General features: G+C 66.4%; 20 protein-coding genes. 13 read left to right on the plus strand and 7 right to left on the minus strand.

Annotated elements, in window-relative coordinates; translation table 11 throughout:
• Positions 1-76: 76 nt before the first annotated feature.
• The 5 genes from acnA to U5771_RS03385 all read right to left on the minus strand — a co-directional run bounded on the left by acnA (position 77) and on the right by U5771_RS03385 (position 7,236).
• The gene (gene acnA / locus U5771_RS03365) at positions 77-2,794 is read right to left on the minus strand and encodes an aconitate hydratase AcnA (protein WP_322022649.1); all 2,718 of its coding nucleotides are present in this window, start codon (positions 2,792-2,794) and stop codon (positions 77-79) included.
• Positions 2,795-2,846: 52 nt separating this feature from the next.
• Positions 2,847-4,298 carry a bifunctional 2-methylcitrate dehydratase/aconitate hydratase gene (locus U5771_RS03370; protein WP_322022650.1) on the minus strand — a complete coding sequence of 484 codons (1,452 nt, stop codon included), beginning with the start codon at positions 4,296-4,298 and terminating at the stop codon, positions 2,847-2,849.
• A gap of 30 nt (positions 4,299-4,328) precedes the next feature.
• Positions 4,329-4,838: a hypothetical protein gene (locus tag U5771_RS03375; protein WP_322022651.1), complete on the minus strand. Its 510-nt coding sequence runs from the start codon at positions 4,836-4,838 to the stop codon at positions 4,329-4,331.
• Positions 4,839-5,060: 222 nt separating this feature from the next.
• Positions 5,061-6,065: an HpcH/HpaI aldolase/citrate lyase family protein gene (locus tag U5771_RS03380; protein ID WP_322022652.1), complete on the minus strand. Its 1,005-nt coding sequence runs from the start codon at positions 6,063-6,065 to the stop codon at positions 5,061-5,063.
• Between the two features lie 184 nt (positions 6,066-6,249).
• Positions 6,250-7,236, minus strand: a complete 987-nt coding sequence (locus U5771_RS03385; protein WP_226275606.1) for a malate dehydrogenase — start codon at positions 7,234-7,236, stop codon at positions 6,250-6,252.
• A gap of 288 nt (positions 7,237-7,524) precedes the next feature.
• Here U5771_RS03385 and U5771_RS03390 point away from each other — a divergent pair, with 288 nt between their 5' ends.
• The 7 genes from U5771_RS03390 to gltA all read left to right on the plus strand — a co-directional run bounded on the left by U5771_RS03390 (position 7,525) and on the right by gltA (position 13,463).
• Positions 7,525-8,349, plus strand: coding sequence for a GntR family transcriptional regulator (locus U5771_RS03390; RefSeq protein WP_124611780.1), 825 nt, complete (start codon positions 7,525-7,527; stop codon positions 8,347-8,349).
• Between the two features lie 170 nt (positions 8,350-8,519).
• Positions 8,520-8,936 (plus strand): succinate dehydrogenase, cytochrome b556 subunit, encoded by a 417-nt coding sequence (gene sdhC / locus U5771_RS03395; RefSeq protein WP_322022653.1) that lies wholly within the window; start codon positions 8,520-8,522, stop codon positions 8,934-8,936.
• A 4-nt stretch (positions 8,937-8,940) separates the two neighbouring features.
• Positions 8,941-9,309, plus strand: coding sequence for a succinate dehydrogenase, hydrophobic membrane anchor protein (sdhD, locus tag U5771_RS03400; RefSeq protein ID WP_059494581.1), 369 nt, complete (start codon positions 8,941-8,943; stop codon positions 9,307-9,309).
• Between the two features lie 3 nt (positions 9,310-9,312).
• Positions 9,313-11,088 carry a succinate dehydrogenase flavoprotein subunit gene (gene sdhA / locus U5771_RS03405; RefSeq protein WP_322022654.1) on the plus strand — a complete coding sequence of 592 codons (1,776 nt, stop codon included), beginning with the start codon at positions 9,313-9,315 and terminating at the stop codon, positions 11,086-11,088.
• Positions 11,089-11,109: 21 nt separating this feature from the next.
• A complete protein-coding gene (locus tag U5771_RS03410; protein WP_011658352.1) occupies positions 11,110-11,811 on the plus strand; it encodes a succinate dehydrogenase iron-sulfur subunit in 702 nt (233 codons plus the stop codon).
• 11 nt (positions 11,812-11,822) lie between these two features.
• Complete coding sequence (locus U5771_RS03415) at positions 11,823-12,095, plus strand: succinate dehydrogenase assembly factor 2 (protein ID WP_031400668.1); 273 nt, start codon at positions 11,823-11,825, stop codon at positions 12,093-12,095.
• A gap of 66 nt (positions 12,096-12,161) precedes the next feature.
• Entirely contained in the window at positions 12,162-13,463 is a 1,302-nt protein-coding gene (gltA, locus tag U5771_RS03420) for a citrate synthase (RefSeq protein ID WP_011355741.1), read from the plus strand.
• A gap of 90 nt (positions 13,464-13,553) precedes the next feature.
• Here the strand turns inward: gltA and U5771_RS03425 are convergent, their stop codons facing one another.
• Positions 13,554-14,531, minus strand: coding sequence for an AraC family transcriptional regulator (locus U5771_RS03425; protein WP_322022655.1), 978 nt, complete (start codon positions 14,529-14,531; stop codon positions 13,554-13,556).
• 71 nt (positions 14,532-14,602) lie between these two features.
• Here U5771_RS03425 and U5771_RS03430 point away from each other — a divergent pair, with 71 nt between their 5' ends.
• From U5771_RS03430 to iaaH, 6 genes are all read left to right on the plus strand, one after another.
• Complete coding sequence (locus U5771_RS03430) at positions 14,603-14,992, plus strand: VOC family protein (protein ID WP_322022656.1); 390 nt, start codon at positions 14,603-14,605, stop codon at positions 14,990-14,992.
• A gap of 110 nt (positions 14,993-15,102) precedes the next feature.
• Positions 15,103-16,356 carry a DUF1479 domain-containing protein gene (locus U5771_RS03435; RefSeq protein WP_322022657.1) on the plus strand — a complete coding sequence of 418 codons (1,254 nt, stop codon included), beginning with the start codon at positions 15,103-15,105 and terminating at the stop codon, positions 16,354-16,356.
• Between the two features lie 228 nt (positions 16,357-16,584).
• Positions 16,585-17,343: an amidinotransferase gene (locus U5771_RS03440; RefSeq protein WP_322022658.1), complete on the plus strand. Its 759-nt coding sequence runs from the start codon at positions 16,585-16,587 to the stop codon at positions 17,341-17,343.
• Between the two features lie 101 nt (positions 17,344-17,444).
• Positions 17,445-17,909 (plus strand): Lrp/AsnC family transcriptional regulator, encoded by a 465-nt coding sequence (locus tag U5771_RS03445; RefSeq protein ID WP_322022659.1) that lies wholly within the window; start codon positions 17,445-17,447, stop codon positions 17,907-17,909.
• Positions 17,910-18,048: 139 nt separating this feature from the next.
• The gene (locus tag U5771_RS03450) at positions 18,049-19,578 is read left to right on the plus strand and encodes an amino acid permease (RefSeq protein ID WP_322022660.1); all 1,530 of its coding nucleotides are present in this window, start codon (positions 18,049-18,051) and stop codon (positions 19,576-19,578) included.
• A 108-nt stretch (positions 19,579-19,686) separates the two neighbouring features.
• Positions 19,687-21,108 (plus strand): indoleacetamide hydrolase, encoded by a 1,422-nt coding sequence (iaaH, locus tag U5771_RS03455; RefSeq protein WP_322022661.1) that lies wholly within the window; start codon positions 19,687-19,689, stop codon positions 21,106-21,108.
• Between the two features lie 10 nt (positions 21,109-21,118).
• Here the strand turns inward: iaaH and U5771_RS03460 are convergent, their stop codons facing one another.
• A complete protein-coding gene (locus tag U5771_RS03460) occupies positions 21,119-22,030 on the minus strand; it encodes a LysR family transcriptional regulator (RefSeq protein WP_322022662.1) in 912 nt (303 codons plus the stop codon).
• Positions 22,031-22,138 lie beyond the last annotated feature (108 nt).

Below are 22,138 nucleotides of genomic sequence, written 5' to 3' on the forward strand. Positions count from 1 at the left end.
AAGCCCGACACGAGGTCGGGCATCCAAATCGGCCGCAACCGCCGCGAGGCGGCTGCGGCACCTGCAAAAGCCGCGCTTACGCCGCGAGCAGCGAGCGCAGCACGAACGGCAGGATGCCGCCGTGCTTGTAGTAGTCGACTTCGATCGGCGTATCGATGCGCAGCAGCACCGGCACGCGGGTCGTTTCGCCGTTCTTGCGGTGGATCACGAGCGTGACGTCCTGCTGCGGCTTGAACTCATCGCCGAGGCCTTCGATGTCGTAGGTCTCTTCGCCGGTGATGCCGAGCGACTGGATGCTGTCCGCGCCCTTGAACTGCAGCGGCAGCACGCCCATGCCGACCAGGTTCGAGCGGTGGATCCGCTCGAAGCTGCGTGCGATCACGGCCTTCACGCCGAGCAGTTGCGTGCCCTTCGCGGCCCAGTCGCGCGACGAGCCCGTGCCGTACTCTTCGCCCGCGAACACGACGGTCGGCGTGTCGGCTGCGACGTACTGCATGGCCGCGTCGTAGATCGACTGCTGTTCGCCGCTCGGCTGGTGAATCGTCAGGCCGCCTTCGACGCGCGTGCCGTCCGCCTTCGCCGGGATCATCAGGTTCTTGATCCGGACGTTCGCGAACGTGCCGCGCATCATCACGTCGTGGTTGCCGCGGCGCGAGCCGTAACTGTTGAAGTCGGCCTTCTGCACGCCGTTCTCCTTCAGCCACTTGCCTGCCGGCGAGTCTTCCTTGATCGAGCCTGCCGGGCTGATGTGGTCGGTCGTGACCGAGTCACCGAAGATGCCCAGCGCGCGCGCGCCCTTGACCGTCGGGATCGAAGCGGCCGGCTCCATCGAGAAGTCGTTGCCGAAGAACGGCGGCTCGGCGATGTAGGTCGACTTCGGCCAGTCGTAGACCTGGCCCGTCTCGCCCTCGATCTTGCTCCAGAGGTCGCCCTTCTTGGTCAGCTTCGCGTAGTTGTCCTCGAACTTCTTCGGATCGAGCGCGAACTTGAGCAGTGCGTGGATTTCGTCGCTCGTCGGCCAGATGTCGCCGAGGTAGATGTCGCGGCCGCCCTTGCCCTTGCCGACCGGCTCGGTCATCAGGTCGCGCGTGATGTTGCCGGCGATCGCGTAGGCGACGACCAGCGGCGGCGACGCGAGGAAGTTCGCGCGGATGTTCGGGTGGATGCGCGCTTCGAAGTTACGGTTGCCCGACAGCACGGCTGCCGCGACGATGTCGTTCTTCGTGATCGCTTCGTTCAGTTCCGGCGTCAGGTCGCCCGCGTTGCCGATACAGGTCGTGCAGCCGTAGGCGGCGACTTCGAAGCCGAGCTTCGCGAGGTAGGGCAGCAGGCCCGTCTTCGTCAGGTATTCGGTGACGATGCGCGATCCCGGCGCGAGCGACGTCTTGATGTGCGGCGCGACGGTCAGGCCGGCTTCGACGGCCTTCTTCGCGAGCAGGCCGGCGGCCAGCAGCACGCTCGGGTTCGACGTGTTCGTGCACGACGTGATCGCGGCGATCAGCACGTCGCCGTTCTTCACGTCGACACCGTTGCTCGTCGTGTACTGCGTACCCAGGTCGTCCGCCTTCTTCGCGAAGCCGTTTTCCGCGACCGGCTTCGAGAACAGGTCGGTGAATGTCGACTTGACGTTGCCGATCTCGATGCGGTCCTGCGGGCGCTTCGGGCCGGCCAGCGACGGGGCGACCGTCGCCAGGTCGAGCGTCACCGTCTTCGTGTAGTCGATGTCGCCGGCCTTCGGAATGCCGAACAGCTTCTGCGCCTTGAAGTAGTTTTCGAATGCGGCGATTTCCGCCTTCGTGCGGCCCGTGCCTTCGAAGTAGTCGATCGTCTTTTCGTCGACCGGGAAGAAGCCCATCGTCGCGCCGTATTCCGGCGCCATGTTGCCGATCGTCGCGCGGTCCGGCAGCGACAGCGACTTCGTGCCAGCGCCGAAGAATTCGACGAACTTGCCGACGACCTTCTCCTTGCGCAGCATTTCGGTGATCGTCAGCACCAAGTCGGTGGCCGTCACGCCTTCGCGCAGCTTGCCCTTCAGCTCGACGCCGACGACGTCCGGCGTCAGGAAGTACACCGGCTGGCCGAGCATGCCGGCTTCAGCCTCGATGCCGCCCACGCCCCAGCCGACCACGCCGATGCCGTTGATCATCGTCGTGTGGCTGTCCGTGCCGACGAGGGTGTCCGGGTAGAAGACCGTGCCGTCTTCGTCCTTCTTCTTGTGGACGCCGCGCGCGAGGTACTCGAGGTTCACCTGGTGGACGATGCCGACGCCCGGCGGCACGACCTTGAACGTGTCGAACGCCTGCATGCCCCACTTCATGAACTGGTAGCGCTCGTTGTTGCGCTGGAATTCCAGCTTCATGTTCAGGTCGAGCGCGTCCTTCTGGCGGAAGTAGTCGATCTGGACCGAATGGTCGACGACGAGATCGACCGGGACCAGCGGCTCGATCTTCTTCGGATTCTTGCCCGAACGCTCCGCGACGCCGCGCATGGCCGCGATGTCGGCGAGCAGCGGCACACCCGTGAAGTCCTGCAGCACGACGCGCGACACCACGAACGGAATCTCGTCGACGCGCTTCGCGGTCGGCTTCCAGTTCGCGAGCTGCTCGATGTGTTCTTCGGTGATCTTCTTGCCGTCGTAGTTGCGCAGCACGGACTCGAGCACGATACGGATCGACACCGGGAGGCGCTCGATCTTCGTCTTCAGTTCCTTGCCGAGCTGCGGCAGCGAGTAGAACTTGCCTTTGCCGGAACCGCTGTCGAATTCCTTGAGGGTCTTGTGGAGATTGTGGGCCATGGTGATTTTCCTGGGTTTAAGGCTAGGAAACAAAGAGTCCTGTATCTGACGGCTATATCACATACAGATCGACGTACTCATCGACCGGCATCGCTTCGAGCTTTGCCTGGTCCAGCGACACGTCGAGAATCGCTTGTTGCTGCTTTGCCGGGAAACGGCGGGCAAGGTTGGTCCGGAACTTGTCGACCAGGAGCGGGATGCCGTCCGCACGGCGTCGCTGATGGCCGATCGGATATTCGACCGCCACTTCGGCAAGCGTCGACCCGTCCGCGAATTCGATCGTCAGCGCATTCGCGATCGAGCGCCGGGCCGGGTCATGGTAATCCTTCGTGAACTGCGGATCCTCGACGCACACGGTTTTCGCGCGTAGCGCGTCGATGCGCGGATCGGCGGCGACCGTATCTTCGTAATCGGCCGCGGTCAGCCGGCCGAACAGCAGCGGCACGGCGACCATGTACTGGATGCAGTGGTCGCGGTCAGCCGGATTGGCGAGCGGCCCTTGCTTGTCGATGATGCGGATCGCGGCCGCGTGCGTGCGGATCGTGATCCAGCGGATCTCGTCGGTCGTGCGGCCCGCCGCGGCGAGCTGCGCGTGCAGCTGCAGCGCGGCCTCGGCGGCCGTCTGCGCGTGGAATTCGGCGGGGAACGCGATCTTGAACAGCACGTTCTCCATCACGTATGTGCCGTACGGGCGCTGGAAGCGGAACGGCTGCCCGTCGAACAGCACGTCGTAGAAGCCCCAGGTTTTCGCGGTGAGCGCCGACGGGTAGCCCATTTCACCCGTTTTCGCGATCAGCGCGAGGCGCACCGCGCGGGACGTGGCATCGCCGGCCGCCCAAGACTTGCGCGAACCGGTGTTCGGCGCGTGGCGGTAGGTGCGCAGCGCTTGACCGTCGACGAAGGCGTTGGATACCGCGTTGATCAGCTCGTCGCGCGTGAGCCCGAGCAGGCGGCCGACGACGGCCGTCGATGCGACCTTCACGAGCAGCACGTGGTCGAGCCCGACCGCGTTGAACGAATTCTCGAGTGCGAGGCAGCCCTGGATCTCGTGGGCCTGGATCATCGCGACGAGCACGTCGCGCATGGCAAGCGGCTGCCTGCCGGCCGCGACGGCCGTGCGGGACAGCCAGTCGGCCGTCGCCAGGATCCCGCCGAGGTTGTCGGACGGATGACCCCATTCGGCGGCGAGCCAGGTGTCGTTGAAGTCCAGCCAGCGGATCATCGCGCCGATGTCGAAAGCGGCCTGGACGGGATCGAGCTGGAAGGACGTGCCGGGCACCTTCGCGCCGTTCGGCACGATCGTGCCGGGCACGACAGGGCCGAGCAGCTTGGTGCAGGCAGGGTAGGACAGCGCCTCGAGTCCGCATCCGAGCGTGTCGATCAGGCAATGACGCGCCGTCTCCAGCGCGAGCGCGCTGTCGATGCCGGGGTTCAGCACGTAGTCGACGATGTCGACGAGTACCGAATCCGGCGCGGGGCGGACGTTGGAGACCGGGGCGGACATCGAGGGGCCTGGGAGCGGAAAAACGCGCGCTTAGTTCGTCGCCGGCTTCAGCTCGTTCGATTGCGTCGGCGCCGCGCCGCCTTGCGCCATTTCCGGCGTCACGCATTCGTCGGCGAGACGCTCGCCGCCGTTCGCGTCGCTGAACAGCATCGCCTTGCTCGGGATCACGACCAGCTTGAAGCCCGCGGCCGGATCGTAGAACGTGTCGGCGCCCGTCGTCGTGGCTTGACGCGGCAGCTTGTAGTTCTTCTTCGCCCAGTGAACCGTGACCAGCTGGTCGCGCTTCATGTCGCCGGCGAGGTCGAACGACAGGCCGTCCTTGCACGCCCACTTGACCGCGCCGTCCGGTACCGGATCGACCTTGGCCGCGGCACGTGCCTGTGCCTTCTTGCTGCGCGGAACGATGCGCTTGGCCGGCGCCGGGCGCTTGGCCGTCTTCTTCGCAGTCGTCGCCGTATCCTGGGCGAACGCGCTCGGAGCCGACACCAGCATCGTGGCGGACAACGCGCCGATGGCGGTAGCGATCAGGAATTTCTTCATGGAGTCAGAACCTTTCGATAATCAGTTGACAAGGGCCGGCAGCTGACACTGCCGGCCGGTTTGAAACTGCACGCGCCCCGGAAGCGCGCAGCGGCCGCTATTTTCACCTATTTGGCTGCGCATATTTCAGGTTTTCAGGCTCCGTTACGTTTTTTGTCGTTTCGCAAACCTGTCCGGGTTCACGCTCCGGTGATTCGATGAAATTCGTGTGTCGGCGCGCGCTCACCGCGCGTCCCCGGCGGCCGGGCCGAACAGCGGCGCGGCTTCGGCCGGCACCGGCTGGCCGGTCGCCCGCGCGCGGCGCAGCACCGACCAGTAATAGCGGTAGCTCGCGCGGTCGTGCAGTGTATCGCCGTGGCGCGTCGGGCCCCAGTCGGCGGCCTGCGCGGCCAGCAGGATCTCGGCGGCCAGCGCGACTTCATCGGTGCGCGGCGCGAATGCGTCGACGATCGGGCGGACCTGCGCGGGGTGGATGCTCCACATCCGGGTGAACGCGAACTCGTCGCGCGCGCGGCGCGCGTCGCCGGCGACGACGGCCATGTCGCGCACTTCCGTCGTCACGTTGTGCGACGGGGTCTTGCCGTGCGCGTGGCAGGCCGCGGCGATTTCCAGCTTCGCGCGGCGCACGAGCGGGTGGTCGAACTGGCCGGGCGAACGCATCGCCGCATCGGGAATCGCGCCGTGATGCGCGGACACGAAGTCCATCAGCCCGAAGCTCAGCGTGCCGACCAGCGGCAGCGCGGCGAGGGCGGCCGCCTGCGCGAGCGCGCCGTGGGTCTCGACCAGCACGTCGACCGGAATCGGCTGCGCGAGGCCGAGCTCGCGGCGCGTGCCTTCGATGAACGCGACCATCTCGGCCGCGTCGGCGGCGCTCGCGATCTTCGGCAGCGTGACGTAGGCCGGCGCACGCGCGGCGCGCAGCACGATGCGCACGTCGTCGCGCCAGTGGGGATGGGAAAAGTCGTGGATGCGGACGCCGACCCGCCCGAAGCGGTTTTCGGCGCTGCCGAGGCACTCGGCGACGAGTTGGGCGTGCGCGGCCTCCTGACCGACGGCCGCGCCGTCCTCGCAGTCGAGCGTGATGTCGAACACGGGGCCGAGTTCGGTCTGGAGCGCGAGCGACTTGCGCATCAGCTTCTCGCTGCCCGCGTAGTGATCGCAGCAGGGCAGGATCGCGGGCGGGGACGCCCCGTCGTACAGCACTTGTGCAGGAGTGAGCGCGGACATCTCTTCTACGTCAAGGAAGCGGGCAACGTGGAGAAAATCGGATTCGGGCGCGTTCTGGGCCGGCGCGCGGGGCGCCGGGAGCGGCAAAACGTGCCCGGATCGGATCGGGCGGCGGGGCCGGCTGCAGCCCCGCCGCCCGTGCCGTGACCGGCCCGCCCGGAGGCGGCCCGGCCATGCAGCCTGCTTAGTTCTTCAGCAGGTGGGCGACGCCGTCGCGCTCTTCGAGCAGCTCGGCCAGCGTGCCGTCCATCTTCTCGCGCGAGAACGCGTCGATTTCGAGGCCTTCGATGCGCTTGTACTCGCCGTTTTCGCAAACGACCGGCACACCGTAGATGATGTCTTCGGGGATCCCGTACGAGCCGTCCGACGGGATGCCCATCGTGACCCACTTGCCGTTCGTGCCGAGGACCCAGTCACGCACGTGGTCGATCGCCGCGTTGGCTGCCGACGCTGCCGACGACAGGCCGCGCGCTTCGATGATCGCCGCGCCGCGCTTGCCGACGGTCGGGATGAACGTGTCGCGGTTCCACGCGTCGTCGTTGATCAGCTTCAGCAGCGACTCGCCTTCGACGGTCGCGAAGCGGAAGTCGGGGTACATCGTCGGCGAGTGGTTGCCCCACACGGCGAGCTTCTCGATCGACGCGACCGGCTTGCCCGACTTGGCGGCGAGCTGCGACAGCGCGCGGTTGTGGTCGAGGCGCAGCATCGCCGTGAAGTTCTTCTTCGGCAGATCCGGTGCCGACTTCATCGCGATGTACGCATTGGTGTTCGCCGGGTTGCCGACGACCAGCACCTTCACGTCGCGGCTCGCGACTTCGTTCAGCGCGGCGCCCTGGACCGTGAAGATCTCGGCGTTCGCCGACAGCAGGTCCTTGCGCTCCATGCCCTTCGAGCGCGGACGTGCACCGACCAGCAGCGCGACGTCTGCATCCTTGAATGCAACCTTCGGATCGTCGGTGATCACGACGCCCGCGAGCAGCGGGAACGCGCAATCGTCGAGTTCCATCACGACGCCTTTGACGGCGGCTTGGGCTTGCGGGAGGTCGAGCAGTTGCAGGATGACCGGCTGGTCCTTGCCGAGCAGGTCGCCGTTCGCGATGCGGAACAGCAGGGAGTAAGCGATTTGACCTGCGGCGCCGGTGACGGCAACGCGCTTTGCGGGCTTAGCCATTGAAAATCTCCAGGACGGGTGAAGCGGTGGACGCTAGGCAAAACGCCATTCTATGCGCGTTACGCGTAGCGTTGCATTGAAGCAGGGCGGAGGACTCGCGAAAGGCAGACGCGGTGAACCTGGAGACGGCCGTGGCACGTAGCCGGGGACGCGTTTTGCACCCGCGAACCCTTGCTCGACCGGGAGTGTAGGAGCCGTCACGCGCAATGTCAAACGGTATCATATGTCTTATATAAGACAGATGTTTTGCGGAAATTGAGTGGACGAAAAAGCGCGGTTTGTGATGAAATGCGCGCCATGACATCGAACCAGGCGAACAACGCGAATCCGACCGGCGCAGGCGGCCCAGGGCAGCCGGGCGCGGGCGATTCCGTGCCGGCGCCTGCGGCTTCGCCGTCGCCGACCTTCAGTCCTTTATACCAGCAGATCAAGTCATTGATCACGCAAAGTCTCGAATCCGGTGAGTGGAAGCCGGGCGAGATCATCCCGAGCGAGGTGGAGCTCGCGGCCCGTTACAAGGTCAGCCAGGGCACCGTTCGCAAGGCGATCGACGAACTGGCCGCGGAAAACCTCGTGGTCCGGCGGCAGGGCAAGGGTACTTTTGTTGCAACGCACAATGAAGATCGCGCGCAGTTCCGCTTCCTGCGCTTGCTGGCCGACGACGGTGCCGAGCATCCGCACGTGAGCCGCCTGCTCGAATGCCGGCGCCTGCGCGCACCGGCCGAGATCGCGCGGCAGCTCGACCTGAAGCCGGCCGATCCGGTCGTGCAGGTGCGCCGCCTGCTGGAGTTCGAGAACGAGGCGACGGTGCTCGACGAGATCTGGCTGCCGGGCGCGATGTTCCGCGGGCTCACGTTCGAGCGGCTGAGCGAGTACAAGGGCCCGCTCTACGCGATGTTCGAGACGGAATTCGGCACGCGGATGATCCGCGCGACGGAGAAGATCCGCGCGGTGGCCGCGGAGCCGGCGGTGGCCGACCTGCTGCACGTGCCGGCGGGTTTTCCATTGCTGTCGGTCGAGCGCGTGTCCTATACATATGGAGACCGGCCGGTGGAAGTGCGGCGCGGCTGGTATGTCACAACCGGGTATTACTATCAGAATGACTTGAGCTGACGACGTATCGGCACAAGCAGCGTGCACGCGCACTCGCCGTGCTCGCGTAGCACGTTTCGGGCCGCCTTTATTCTCGTTCGCGTAACGATCCAGAGCAGACTTTCGCTGCAGCGCGATATAAAAAGGCGCTAAAATTGCGGATTAGTGTGACAACATAGTAGGGGTCTAGCATGACTGATGCAGTAAGAAAGCCGAGGCCGGAATACCGGAACATCGGAATCGGCGACATCACGTTGAAATATCGCATGCCGCTGGCGGCGATATTGTCGATTCTCCATCGAGTCAGCGGCGCGCTGCTGTTCCTGTTCCTGCCGTTCTTGCTGTACCTCTTCGACCAGAGCCTCACCTCCGAGCTCAGCTTCGAAGGCTTCAAGTTCTTCCTCTCCAACATCGTCGTCAAGCTGATCGTCCTCGCGCTGTCCTGGGCATTTCTCCACCATTTCTGCGCCGGCATTCGCCACCTGCTGATGGACGTCAATCACGACGCCGTCTCGAAGGAAGGCGGCAAGCGGACGGCCGTCGTCGTCTTTGTCGTCTCGATCGCCCTGACGATCGCCATGGCACTCAAACTGTTCGGAGCATTCTAAGAAAATGGCAGCCAATAACCGAATCGGCTCGAAGCGCCTCGTCGTCGGCGCTCACTACGGCCTGCGCGACTGGCTCGCGCAGCGCGTCACCGCCACGATCATGGCGGTCTACACGATCATTCTGCTCGTCCTGTTCTTCGGCGCGCACGACTTCTCGTACGAAGGCTGGGCATCGATCTTCTCCGCGCAATGGATGAAGCTCGCGACCTTCGTGACGCTGCTTTCCCTCTTCTACCACGCATGGGTCGGCGTGCGCGACATCTGGATGGACTACGTGAAGCCCGTCGGTGTGCGTCTGCTGCTGCAATCGCTGACCATCGTCTGGCTGCTCGCATGTGCGGGCTACGCCGCGCAGATTCTCTGGAGAGTGTAAAGAATGGCTGCAATCAAAACTTCCCTGCCGCGCCGCAAGTTCGACGTGGTGATCGTCGGCGCGGGCGGCTCGGGCTTGCGCGCAGCGCTGCAACTGTCGCGCGCGGGCCTGTCGGTCGGCGTGCTGTCGAAGGTGTTCCCGACCCGTTCGCACACGGTGGCCGCACAGGGCGGCATCGGCGCGTCGCTCGGCAACATGAGCGAAGACAACTGGCACTTCCACTTCTACGACACGATCAAGGGTTCCGACTGGCTCGGCGACCAGGACGCGATCGAGTTCATGTGCCGCGAAGCGCCGAACGTCGTGTACGAACTGGAACACTTCGGCATGCCGTTCGACCGTAACGCGGACGGCACGATCTACCAGCGTCCGTTCGGCGGCCATACCGCGAACTACGGCGAGAAGCCGGTCCAGCGCGCTTGCGCGGCCGCCGACCGTACCGGTCACGCGCTGCTGCACACGCTGTACCAGCAGAACGTCGAGGCGAAGACGCAGTTCTTCGTCGAATGGATGGCGCTCGACCTGATCCGCGATGCCGAAGGCGACGTGCTCGGCGTGACGGCCCTCGAGATGGAGACGGGCGACGTCTACATCATGGAAGGCAAGACGACGCTGTTCGCGACGGGCGGCGCAGGCCGGATCTTCGCGGCATCGACCAACGCGTTCATCAACACCGGCGACGGCCTCGGCATGGCGGCGCGCTCGGGCATCGCGCTGCAGGACATGGAGTTCTGGCAGTTCCACCCGACCGGCGTGGCCGGCGCGGGCGTGCTGATCACCGAAGGCGTGCGCGGCGAAGGCGGTATCCTGCGCAACGCGAACGGCGAGCGCTTCATGGAACGCTACGCACCGACGCTGAAGGATCTGGCGCCGCGTGACTTCGTGTCGCGTTCGATGGACCAGGAAATCAAGGAAGGCCGCGGTGTCGGTCCGAACAAGGATCACGTGCTGCTCGACCTGTCGCACATCGGCGCCGAGACGATCATGAAGCGTCTGCCGTCGATCCGCGAAATCGCGCTGAAGTTCGCGAACGTCGACGCGATCAAGGAACCGATCCCGGTCGTCCCGACGATCCACTACCAGATGGGCGGCATCCCGACCAACATCCACGGTCAGGTCGTCGGCACGTCGCGCGGCCACAAGGATCCGGTCAACGGCTTCTACGCAGTGGGCGAGTGCTCGTGCGTGTCCGTGCACGGCGCGAACCGCCTCGGCACGAACTCGCTGCTGGACCTCGTGGTGTTCGGCCGTGCGGCCGGCAACCACATCGTCGAGCACGTGAAGAACCAGAAGGAACACAAGCCGCTGCCGGCCGACGCAGGCGAATTCTCGCTGGCGCGCCTGGCGAAGCTCGAGAAGTCGACCTCGGGCGAATACACGCAGGACGTCGCCAACGACATCCGCGCGACGATGCAGAAGCACGCAGGCGTGTTCCGCACGTCGAAACTGCTGAAGGAAGGCGTCGACGAGATGGCCGGCCTGAAGGCACGTGTGGAAAGCATCCACCTGAAGGACAAGTCGAAGGTGTTCAACACCGCGCGCGTCGAAGCGCTCGAGCTGGAGAACCTGATCGAAGTCGCCCGCGCGACGATGGTGTCGGCGGAAGCGCGCAAGGAAAGCCGCGGCGCGCACGCCCACAGCGACTACGAGCACCGCGACGACGACAACTGGCTGCGCCACACGCTGTGGTACAGCGAAGGCGATCGCCTCGACTACAAGCCGGTTCAAATGAAGCCGCTGACGGTCGACTCCGTGCCGCCGAAGCCGCGCACGTTCTAAGCCGAGTCAAAGGAATCCGAAATGGCAAAACGCATTTTTGAAGTCTACCGCTACGATCCGGACAAGGACGCGGCGCCGCGCATGCAGACGTACGAGCTCGAGATCCAGCATGAGCGCATGCTGCTCGACGCACTGGTCAAGCTGAAGGCCGTGGACGAGACGCTGTCGTTCCGCCGTTCGTGCCGTGAAGGCGTGTGCGGTTCGGACGCGATGAACATCAACGGCAAGAACGGTCTCGCGTGCCTGACGAACCTGAACGACCTGCCGCAGAAGATCGTGCTGCGTCCGCTGCCGGGCCTGCCCGTCGTGCGCGACCTGATCGTCGACATGACGCACTTCTTCAACCAATATCACTCGATCAAGCCGTACCTGATCAACGACGCGCCGCCGCCGGAGAAGGAACGCCTCCAGTCGCCGGAAGAACGCGACGAGCTCGACGGCGTGTACGAGTGCATTCTGTGCGCGAGCTGCTCGACGTCGTGCCCGAGCTTCTGGTGGAACCCGGACAAGTTCGTCGGCCCGGCCGGCCTGCTGCAGGCTTACCGCTTCATCGCGGATAGCCGCGACACCGCCACCGGCGAGCGTCTCGACAACCTGGAAGACCCGTACCGTCTGTTCCGTTGCCACACGATCATGAACTGCGTCGACGTTTGCCCGAAGGGCCTGAACCCGACGAAGGCGATCGGCAAGATCAAGGAACTGATGGTTCGCCGCGCGGTTTAAGGCCGGGTGCAATGAGCGACGATTCGCATCAATCCGACCCGCACCGTCGCGCGCGCCTCCGCTGGCGCGCGCGGCGGGGTCTGCTGGAAAACGACATCATCTTCGAGCGTTTCTTCGGCAGATACGAGCATGACCTCACCGATGCAGACGTAGGCGCGTTGTCGCGCCTGCTCGATCTGAGCGACAACGACCTGATGGACTTGCTCCTCGCGCGCAAGGAACCAGAGGGCGACCTAGACAGCCCGGACATTCACCGGCTGTTGGAGATGCTGCGCAACGTGTAACGCCAACGTGTAACACGTTACGCCCGTTATCGAATCCCGTTTCTTTATTTCGATTGAGGATGTGCCATGACTCCGTCTGATGTTAAAGCCACGCTATCGTTCAGCGACAACTCGCCGAGCGTCGAACTGCCGATCTACAAGGGCACGATGGGCCCGGACGTAATCGACATCCGCAAGCTGTACGGCCAGACCGGCAAGTTCACTTACGACCCGGGTTTCATGTCGACGGCAGCTTGTAATTCGGCGATCACGTACATCGACGGCGACAAGGGCGAACTGCTGTACCGCGGCTACCCGATCGACAACCTCGCGCAGAACGCCGACTTCCTCGAGTCCTGCTACCTGCTGCTGAAGGGCGAGCTGCCGAACGCGGCGCAAAAGAAGGAATTCGTCGACACCGTCACGAAGCATACGATGGTGCACGAGCAGATGCACTTCTTCTTCCGTGGCTTCCGCCGCGACGCGCACCCGATGGCGATCCTGGTTGCCGCGGTCGGCGCGCTGTCCGCGTTCTACCACGACTCGCTCGACATCAACGACCCGCGTCACCGCGAAGTGTCGGCGATCCGCATGATTGCAAAGCTGCCGACGCTCGTCGCGATGGCGTACAAGTACAGCATCGGCCAGCCGTTCGTGTATCCGAAGAACTCGCTGTCGTACAGCGCGAACTTCATGCACATGATGTTCTCGAACCCGTGCGAAGAGTACAAGGTCAACGACGTGCTCGTCCGCGCGCTCGACCGTATCCTGATCCTGCACGCCGATCACGAGCAGAACGCATCGACGTCGACGGTCCGCCTGGCCGGCTCGTCGGGCGCGAACCCGTTCGCGTGTATCGCAGCCGGTATTGCATGTCTGTGGGGCCCGGCGCACGGTGGTGCGAACGAAGCCGCGCTGAACATGCTCGAGCAGATCGGTTCGCCGGACAACATCCCCGAATTCATCAAGCAGGTGAAGGACAAGAATTCGGGCGTGAAGCTGATGGGCTTCGGTCACCGCGTGTACAAGAACTACGACCCGCGTGCGAAGCTGATGCGCGAAACGTGCTACGAAGTGCTGAACGAACTGGGCCTGCACGACGACCCGCTGTTCAAGCTCGCGATGCAGCTCGAGAAGATCGCGCTGGAAGACGAATACTTCGTGTCGCGCAAGCTGTACCCGAACGTCGACTTCTACTCGGGTATCGTCCAGCGCGCGCTGGGCATCCCGACGTCGATGTTCACGTGTATCTTCGCGATGGCACGTACGGTCGGCTGGATCGCACAGTGGAACGAAATGATTGGGGATCCGGAGCAGAAGATCGGCCGTCCGCGTCAGCTGTTCATCGGCGACACGCCGCGCGAAGCGAAGCCGCTCAACGCACGTTAAGTCGTGCGCGGCGCGAACGGCCGCAAGGCCGCTCGCGTCCGGCAATCGCAACGCCCCGACACCCCGGTGGGTCATCCCGCCGGGGTGTTTTCATTTGCGCGGCCGGGCCGCGTGGCGTTCCAGCGATGGCGGCCGCATGTCGAGCGGCGGCGTGTCGGCGTCGGCGTCGGCGTCGGGGGCGTGGCCGTGCTTCGCGAAGAACTGCCGATATGCGCCGGGCGTCATTCCGCGCGCGGCGAGGAACTGGCGGTTGAAGTTCGCGGCGTTCGGAATGCCGCAGCGCGCGGCCACCGTCGCGATCGGCCAGTCGGTGCCGACCAGATGGCGGCATGCATGCGCGAGCCGCAGCCGCTGCACGTAGCGGCCGACGCTTTCGCCGAGGTGCCGTACGAACAGCCGCTGCAGCGTGCGTTCGGACAGGTGGGCGACGGCGGCGAGCGCGTCGATGCGCAGCGGCGCGTGGAAGTGCCGGTCGATCGCGTCGAGCACGCGGTCGAGGCGCTCGGCTTCGGGCGCGGCCGAGTCGGCCGATGACGCGGCTGCGTCGGGCCGGCCGTAGGCCTGCGCGGTGGCGAGCGGTTCGCCGCCGGCTTCCGCGAGATCGGCGAGCGTGTCGAGTGCAGCCGCGAGTCGCACGCGCGGCGCAGGGGCGAGCAACTGCGGGAGTCGTGCGCGCATCGCGCGGGCCGTATCCGCGTCGAAAGCGAGGCCGGGCGCCGCACGCCGCAGCAGCGAGCGCAGCGGCGCGTACTCGGGGCAGCAGTCGGCCACGCGCCGTGCCCAGTCGCCGTCGAACCAGACGACGAGCGCGACTTCCGGCGCATCGCGATCGATGCGCGCATTCGATGACCACGTGTGCGGCAGGTTGGGCGGCACGAGCACCAGGTCGTCGTCTGCATAGCCGGCGACATGATCGCCGATGAAGCGCCGGCCTCGGCTGTTCAGCGTCAGCGTGAGTTCGTACTCGGGGTGCCGATGCCATTCGAACGGTATGCGCGCGAGTTGGCGGTGGTACACGCGGATCGAACAGCCGGGGGCGAACGTCACGTGCTCGTACTGCGGTTTCATCGCGACCTCCGGTCGAGCGCGGCAACGCGCCGTGGCATGATCGTGATCGATCGTCACGACGGAGCGATGCCATGTTTTCACATGTTTGCGTGGGTGTCAGCGATACCGCGCGCGCGTACGACTTCTACGCGCCGCTGTTCGCGGAACTCGGGCTACGTCTGAAGTTCAGCGAGCCGGACGGCTGGTCGGGCTGGATGCCGGCCGATACCGACCGCCCGCTGTTCTTTTTCGGCCGGCCGCTTGACGGCCGTGCGCCCGAACCGGGCAACGGCCACACGATCGCGTTTACCGCGCGCACACGCGCGCAGGTCGACCGCTGCCACACCCTCGCACTGCGGCAGGGCGGCACCTGCGACGGGCCGCCGGGCCTGCGGCCGCACTATCACCCCGACTACTACGGCGCGTATTTCCGCGACCCGGACGGCAACAAGCTGTGCGTGGTCTGCCATCGGTCCGAATAGCGAGCGGTTGTCAGGATTGTATCGATTGTTGACCGGATAGTGTCGATGGCGGCGACGCGCCGGCCGTACGCTGAACGCCCATCACGACACGATTCAGCGAGGAGACGACGATGCACCTGACGATTGACGATCTGCCGGCCGCGATCCGCACGGCGAAAAGGGCGCTGCGCGCCGATCTGCCCGGTTACGCAGCCACCTTCCGCGAACTCGAGGGCGATATCGTGCGGCAGGTCGACGCGATTCGCCGCGCACACGCGCACGGCCGTGACGTGATTCCGGTGCTGCGGTTCGCGGATCTCGCGAACGGCACCGTCGATTCGCAGGCGCTCGCCGCGATCCGCACGCACGGCGCGGTGGTGATCCGCGGCGTGTTCGACGTGCGGCAGGCGCGCGACTGGAACGACGAGATCGGCGCCTATCTGGATGCGAACCGTTTCGCCGAGCGGCTCGACGCGCGTGCCGAGGACCGTTACTTCGGCAACCTCGCGTCGGGCAAGCCGCAGATCTACGGCGTCTACTGGTCGAAGCCGCAGGTGGCCGCGCGCCAGTCGCCGGCCCTCACCCAGGCCCGCGTGTTCCTGAACCGCCTGTGGCGCCATGCGGACGGCGCGCGCACGCATTTCGATCCTGACCAGGTGCCGGTCTACGCGGACCGGATCCGCCGCCGGCCGCCGGGCTCGACGTCGCTCGGGCTGTCGCCGCATGTCGATGGCGGCTCGGTCGAACGCTGGCTCGGCGCGAATTTCCGGCAGGTCTATCGTCACGTGCTGGCCGGTCGCTGGCGCGATTACGATCCGTTCGACGCCGCGTTCCGTCCCGACGTCGAGGAAATTCCGTCGCCGGCCGTGTGCTCGATGTTCCGTACGTTCCAGGGCTGGACCGCGCTGACGCCGCAAGGGCCCGGCGACGGCACGCTGCAGTTGATTCCGGTCGCGAACGCGATGGCGTACGTCCTGCTGCGCGCGCTGCAGGACGACGTCGCGGACGACGACCTGTGCGGCGCGCGTCCGGGCCGCGCGCTGTCGATCCTGCCCGAGTGGCACGCGCTGCTGCTCGACGCGCTGGTGCCGATTCCGCACATGGAGCCGGGCGATGCGGTGTTCTGGCACGGCGATGTCGTGCATGCGGTCGAGGATGCGCATCGCGGCAGCGGCGACAGCAACGTGATGTATATCGCGGCCACGCCCGGGTGTGCGAAGAACGACGCCTACCTGCAGCGCCAGCGGCTCGCGTTCCTGCGCGGCGACAGTCCGCCGGATTTCCCGGCCGATCATTTCGAGGTCGACTTCGACGGACGGGGCGGCGAGGGCGACCTCACGGCGTTGGGCCGTGCGCAAATGGGGTTCGAGCCGGGCACCGCGTGACGTATGCGGCGGGACGCATCGACCGCGCCGGCGCCCGGGCGCGGCCGTTTGCGCCGTGCTTGCCGGCCGTCTGCCGAATCGGCTGCGTTCGGCCTGCAATTCGACGCGATCGGCTGCGGGCAGGCGCGAATTCGACGCGAATTGCGCAATTTGGCTTCCGATAATGGTCCGGACACAACGTAGCTGCCCCGTGCGCCGCACGGGGGCAGCGTGACCATGGAGGAGTCGATGCAATTCACGCAAGCGATCGTTCGCCGTCCCGCGCCGTCCTGTGGCGCGGGTCTCACCACCGCCGCGCTCGGCGCGCCCGACTACGACAAGACGCTCACGCAGTTCCACGCCTACTGCGACGCGCTGCGCGGGCTCGGTGTCGAACTGACCGAGCTGCCGCCGCTGGACGCATTTCCCGATTCGCATTTCGTCGAGGACGTCGCCGTCGTCACGCCCGAATTCGCGGTGATCACGCGCCCCGGCGCGCCCGCGCGGCGCGGCGAGACGGCGCACATCGAAGCGGCGCTCGGCGCGCATCGCGACCTGCTGCCGATGCAGGCGGGCCGTCTCGACGGCGGCGACGTGATGCTGGTCGGCAAGCGCTTCTACATCGGCCTGACGGGCCGCACCGACGCCGAAGGCATCGCCGCGTTCGAGTCGCTGGTATCGCGCTACGGCTATTCGGTCGTCGCGGTGCCGGTCGGTGCCGGCCTGCATCTGAAATCGGTCGTCAACGCGCTCGGCGACGACACGCTGCTCGTGACCGAGGCACTGGCCGCCCATCCGGCGTTCGCCGACTATCGCCGGATCGCGATCTCGGCCGCCGACGAATACGCGGGCAACACGCTCCGTGTGAACGGCACGCTGATCACGCCGGCCGGCTATCCGCGCGTGCACGACGCGATTCAGTCGCTCGGGCTGCCGCTGCACGTGATCGACACGAGCGAGTTCCGCAAGATGGACGGCGGCCTGACCTGCCTGTCGCTACGGTTCTAGCCGATTGGCGCGCGGCCGCTTCGGCCGGATAATGTGGCCCCCGCGCGGAACCGGAGGAGAGGCTCCGCGCACCAGCCACGACCCGACCGGAGCGAACGCGGATGACCGACAAGAAGATGCAGCTCGACAAGATCGATCTTCGGATCCTCGACATCCTGCGCACCGACGGACGGATTTCATACCGGCAGCTGTCGGAGCGCGTGAACCTCACGCCGCGCCCGTGCCAGGCGCGCGTGGAGCGGCTCGAGGCGCTCGGCGTGATCGAAGGCTACCGCGCGGTGATCAAGGCGCCGCGCGCGACCAAGCCGATCGTCGTGATCGCGCAGATCGTGCTGGCCGACCACGGGCGTTCCCAGGCACCGTTCGAGGACGAGATGCGGACCAATCCGGCCGTGCTCGACTGCTGGCTCGTCAGCGGCACGTTCGACTTTCTCGTGCGGCTCGCGTGCGAGGATCTCGACGAATACCGCCGGATTGCGAACGTGTGGCTGGAAAGCCCGCGGTTCCGGATCGAGAAGATCGTGACGACGGCCGAGCTGCAGGCGATCAAGCGCAGCGTCGTCTGATGCGGTAGTGCGCGTCCGGGCCACCGGCATCGGACGCGCGGTCCGGCGGGCAGGGCCGGTTTTCGACGCGAATAACCGGGCCGATCGATTGGTATTCCGAATCAATTCGGGCGGCCCGACTCCAAACAGGGTGAACACTATGGATGCTTTGCAAGCGGCAGCGGAGACGGCCGCGCCGTCCGGAACGGCGCTGAAGCGCAGGCTGCAGAGCCGCCACATCGCGATGATCGCGATCGGCGGCTCGATCGGCACGGGGCTGTTCGTCGCGTCGGGCGCGTCGGTCGCGCAGGCGGGGCCGGGCGGCGCGATCGCCGCATATATCGCGATCGGGCTGATGGTCTACTTCGTCGTCACCGGGCTCGGCGAGATGGCCGCGCTGATGCCGGTGTCGGGCTCGTTCGCGATCTACGGCGAGAAATACGTCGACGAAGGCTTCGGCGTCGCGCTCGGCTGGACCTACTGGTACAGCTGGGCCGTGACGATCGCGATCGAGCTGGTCGCCGGGCAGATCGTGATGCGCTACTGGTTTCCCGCAGTGCCGGGCATCTGGTGGGGCGCCGGGTTCCTCGTGCTGATCTTCCTGCTGAACACGTTGTCGGTGCGCGGTTTCGGCGAATCCGAATACTGGTTCTCGCTGATCAAGGTCGTCACCGTGATCGCGTTCATCGCGGCGGGCTTGCTGATCGCGGCCGGCCTGATCGGCAACGGGCAACCGGTCGGCTGGCGCAACTTCAAGACGGGCGACGCGCCGTTCGTCGGCGGCGTGCACGCGATGATGAGCGTCGCGCTGATCGCGGGCTTTTCGTTTCTCGGCACCGAGCTGGTGGGGATCACGGCCGGCGAATCGGAGAACCCGCGCAAGACGATCCCGCGCGCGGTGAAGCAGATCTTCTGGCGGATCATGCTGTTCTACGTGCTCGCGATCTTCGTGATCGGCCTGCTGGTGCCGTACACCGATCCGAACCTGCTGAAGAGCGACGTGACCGACATCGGCGTGAGCCCGTTCACGCTCGTGTTCAGCCATGCGGGTTTTCCGCTCGCCGCGGGCGCGATGAACCTCGTGATCCTGACGGCCGTGCTGTCGGCCGGCAACTCCGGCACGTATGCGGCCACGCGGATGCTGTACAACCTCGCGGCGGAAGGCCGTGCGCCGGCGATGTTCGCGACGCTGTCGCCGGGCGGCGTGCCGCGCAACGCGCTGTACGCGACGATGGCGGTGGGCGGGCTGTGCTTTCTCACGTCGCTGACCAATAACCAGAGCATCTATCTGTGGCTGCTCAACACGGTCGGCATCACCGGCTTCATCGCGTGGCTCGGTATCGCGGTCTGCCACTACCGGTTCCGCAAGGGCTTTCTGAAGCAGGGCTACCGGCTCGATCAACTGCCGTACCGCGCGAGGTGGTTCCCGTTCGGGCCGCTGTTCGCGATCGCGATCTGCATCGTGATCTCGCTCGGGCAGGATTACCAGGCGTTCTTCGCGACCCGCATCGACTGGATGGAAGTGCTGTCGATCTATGTGTGGATCCCGCTGTTCGTCGCGATCTGGTGGGCGTATCGCCGCGTGCGCAAGAGCCGGCTCGTGCGGTACGAGGAGATGGAGATCGGGCCGTGGCTGACGCGCTCGGTCGATGCGATCGACGCAACCCGCGAACGGTCACGCGGCGCGTAGCGTGCGTGCGGCCGCGGGCCGGGATACCATCGCGGTTCGCGCGGCGTGCCGGAGAGGGCCTCCGGCACGCCGCGCATTTTCCGATCGATACCGCGTCCAGCACACAACATGACAACACAGCCGAACCGCGTTTCTTCCCCTTCATTCGTTTCCGCCACCAGCGTACGCGCGCTGGCCGATGCCGTGCGCACGGCCGGGCGGCGTGCCGTCGACCTGGCCGACGACGCGCTTGCGCGTCTCGCAGCGATCGCGCCGCTCAATGCGATGGTGCACGTCGATGCCGATCTCGCGCGCCGCACGGCCGAGCGCGTCGATGCACGCATCGCGCAAGGCGACGCGCTGCCGCTCGCCGGCGTGCCGTTCGTGATCAAGGACAACCTCGATACCGCCGGGATGCCGACGCTCGGTGCGAGCCCGGCGGTGAACGGCTATCGGGCGACGGCGGACGCGCTGACCGTGCGGCGCCTGCTCGAAGCGGGCGCGGTGCCGCTCGGCAAGGCGAACATGCATGAGCTTGCGTTCGGCATCACGAGCGGCAACCGGCACTTCGGCGCGGTCGGCAATCCGCAGGATCCGCGGCGGATCGCGGGCGGGTCGAGCGGCGGCACGGCGGCGGCCGTCGCGGCCGGTATCCCGTTCGGTCTCGGTACCGACACGGGCGGCTCGGTGCGGATTCCGGCCGCATTCTGCGGCGTATTCGGGTTGCGGCCGTCCGCGCAGCGCTATTCGCCGCACGGCGTGCTGTCGCTGTCGCCCACGCGCGATACGGTGGGGCCGATCGGCCATGGCATCGACGATCTGCTGCTGCTCGACGCGGTGCTGACGCGCGACGACAGCACGGCTACCGCACCCGGCTGGCAGCAATTGCGCATCGGCGTGCCGGGCGCACCGTACTTCGACGCGCTCGATCCGGGCGTCGCAACCTGCATCGAGCATGCACTCGCGTCGTTCTCGGCGGCCGGTGCGACGCTCGTGCCGTTGCCGGCGATGCCGCTGCACGACGCAAGCGAAGCCTGCGGCTTTCCGCTCGCGGCATTCGAGGCGAACCAGTACTGGCGCCGGTTCGCGGCGGAACGGCTCGGCATCCCGTTCGACACGTTCGTCGAGCGGATCGCGAGCGACGACGTCCGCGCGATCTTCCGGTCGTTCGTCACCGCGCCGGTCGATGCGCAGGCCTATGCGGACGCGATCGTGTGCCGTCAGCGGCTCGTGCGCTGGTACGACGACGCGTTCGGCACGCCGGTCGACTGCATCGCGATGCCCACGGTGCCCGGTGAGCCGCCATCGCTCGACGACACGGCCGCGATGACTGCCGCCCAGGATGCGGCGCTGTTCGCGCGCGTCGTGCGCCAGACCTCGCCCGCGACGCTCGCCGGCGTGCCGTCCGTCTCGATCCCGGCCGGGCGCTCCGCGGAAACGGCGCTGCCGGTCGGGCTGATGCTGGAAGGTCCGTGGGGCAGCGATCGCCGCCTGCTGGCGATCGCCGGCCGGATCGACGCACTGCTGCGGGACGACGCGGCGCGCGCCTGAGCCGCCGCGGTCAGCCCACGGCCAGATACGCCTTCATGAAGTCGACCCACGCACGCACTTTCTGCGGCACGTGCGGGGTCGACGGGTACAGCGCATAGACGGCCTGCGGCGGAAACCGGTAGCCGGGGAGCGCATCGACCAGCGCACCGCTCGCGAGATCGTCGCGCACGAGCCATTCGGGCAGCAGGGCGACGCCGCTGCCTTGCCGCGCGAGCACGCGCAGGACCGACGCGTTGTCGACGACGACGCGCGGTTTGGCGCTGGGCCGGAACGCGTGCGCGTTGCCGTCGCGATCGGCGAGCGTCCACGTGGCGATCCGCTCGAGCCGCGTATGGCCGAGCTGCGGCAGCCGGGCGAGCGCGTCCGGCGACGCGATGTGCGACAGGCCGGCCGCGGCGAGCAGCGACGGCGCGATCACGGGCCGCACGTCGTAGGTCGCGAGGCACGCGCCGCGGTACGGCAGATCCTGGAACTGTTCGAGGCGGCCGAGCCGGATCGCCACGTCGACGCGCTCGCGCACCAGGTCGACTTGCGACGCATGCGTTTCGAGCCGCACGCGCAGCGCGGGATGACGCTGCATGAAGGTGTGCAGCGCGGGGGCGACGACCATCGTCCCGTACTCGACGGTCGACGTCACGCGCAGCACGCCGTGCATCCCGCCATGCTCGCTGCGCGCGTCGTCGATCGCGCTTTCGGCTTCCTCCAGCACGCGCAGGCAGCGTGCATAGAAGCGTTCTCCCGCGTCGGTCAGCTCGACGCGCCGCGTGGTGCGCGTGAGCAGGGTGACGCCGAGTTCGGCTTCCAGCTGCTTGATGTTGAAGCTCACCGCGGCCCGGGCCTGGTTCAGCTGGGCGGCGGCGGCTGTAAACGACGCCGCTTCCACGACGGCACGGAAGACGGCGAAACGATCGAGACTCACCATGGGGTGTCGGATACGAGGCGGAAAACCGACATGGTGCCCTGATTGTCAAAATTTTTCGACCAGTCTTGCCGTCCGGCCGGGCTTATCGACGTGCGTGGCGAACCTTAC

Origin of the sequence: Burkholderia sp. BCC1977 (assembly GCF_905339595.1) — a bacterium.
Lineage (GTDB): Bacteria > Pseudomonadota > Gammaproteobacteria > Burkholderiales > Burkholderiaceae > Burkholderia.

Excerpts from the sequence above, each read along its gene's own strand:
- acnA (WP_322022649.1), bottom strand. The coding sequence starts at position 2,794 with ATGGCCCACAATCTCCACAAGACCCTCAAGGAATTCGACAGCGGTTCC.
- U5771_RS03370 (WP_322022650.1), bottom strand. The coding sequence starts at position 4,298 with ATGTCCGCCCCGGTCTCCAACGTCCGCCCCGCGCCGGATTCGGTACTC.
- U5771_RS03375 (WP_322022651.1), bottom strand. The coding sequence starts at position 4,838 with ATGAAGAAATTCCTGATCGCTACCGCCATCGGCGCGTTGTCCGCCACG.
- U5771_RS03380 (WP_322022652.1), bottom strand. The coding sequence starts at position 6,065 with ATGTCCGCGCTCACTCCTGCACAAGTGCTGTACGACGGGGCGTCCCCG.
- U5771_RS03385 (WP_226275606.1), bottom strand. The coding sequence starts at position 7,236 with ATGGCTAAGCCCGCAAAGCGCGTTGCCGTCACCGGCGCCGCAGGTCAA.
- U5771_RS03390 (WP_124611780.1), top strand. The coding sequence starts at position 7,525 with ATGCGCGCCATGACATCGAACCAGGCGAACAACGCGAATCCGACCGGC.
- sdhC (WP_322022653.1), top strand. The coding sequence starts at position 8,520 with ATGACTGATGCAGTAAGAAAGCCGAGGCCGGAATACCGGAACATCGGA.
- sdhD (WP_059494581.1), top strand. The coding sequence starts at position 8,941 with ATGGCAGCCAATAACCGAATCGGCTCGAAGCGCCTCGTCGTCGGCGCT.
- sdhA (WP_322022654.1), top strand. The coding sequence starts at position 9,313 with ATGGCTGCAATCAAAACTTCCCTGCCGCGCCGCAAGTTCGACGTGGTG.
- U5771_RS03410 (WP_011658352.1), top strand. The coding sequence starts at position 11,110 with ATGGCAAAACGCATTTTTGAAGTCTACCGCTACGATCCGGACAAGGAC.
- U5771_RS03415 (WP_031400668.1), top strand. The coding sequence starts at position 11,823 with ATGAGCGACGATTCGCATCAATCCGACCCGCACCGTCGCGCGCGCCTC.
- gltA (WP_011355741.1), top strand. The coding sequence starts at position 12,162 with ATGACTCCGTCTGATGTTAAAGCCACGCTATCGTTCAGCGACAACTCG.
- U5771_RS03425 (WP_322022655.1), bottom strand. The coding sequence starts at position 14,531 with ATGAAACCGCAGTACGAGCACGTGACGTTCGCCCCCGGCTGTTCGATC.
- U5771_RS03430 (WP_322022656.1), top strand. The coding sequence starts at position 14,603 with ATGTTTTCACATGTTTGCGTGGGTGTCAGCGATACCGCGCGCGCGTAC.
- U5771_RS03435 (WP_322022657.1), top strand. The coding sequence starts at position 15,103 with ATGCACCTGACGATTGACGATCTGCCGGCCGCGATCCGCACGGCGAAA.
- U5771_RS03440 (WP_322022658.1), top strand. The coding sequence starts at position 16,585 with ATGCAATTCACGCAAGCGATCGTTCGCCGTCCCGCGCCGTCCTGTGGC.
- U5771_RS03445 (WP_322022659.1), top strand. The coding sequence starts at position 17,445 with ATGACCGACAAGAAGATGCAGCTCGACAAGATCGATCTTCGGATCCTC.
- U5771_RS03450 (WP_322022660.1), top strand. The coding sequence starts at position 18,049 with ATGGATGCTTTGCAAGCGGCAGCGGAGACGGCCGCGCCGTCCGGAACG.
- iaaH (WP_322022661.1), top strand. The coding sequence starts at position 19,687 with ATGACAACACAGCCGAACCGCGTTTCTTCCCCTTCATTCGTTTCCGCC.
- U5771_RS03460 (WP_322022662.1), bottom strand. The coding sequence starts at position 22,030 with ATGGTGAGTCTCGATCGTTTCGCCGTCTTCCGTGCCGTCGTGGAAGCG.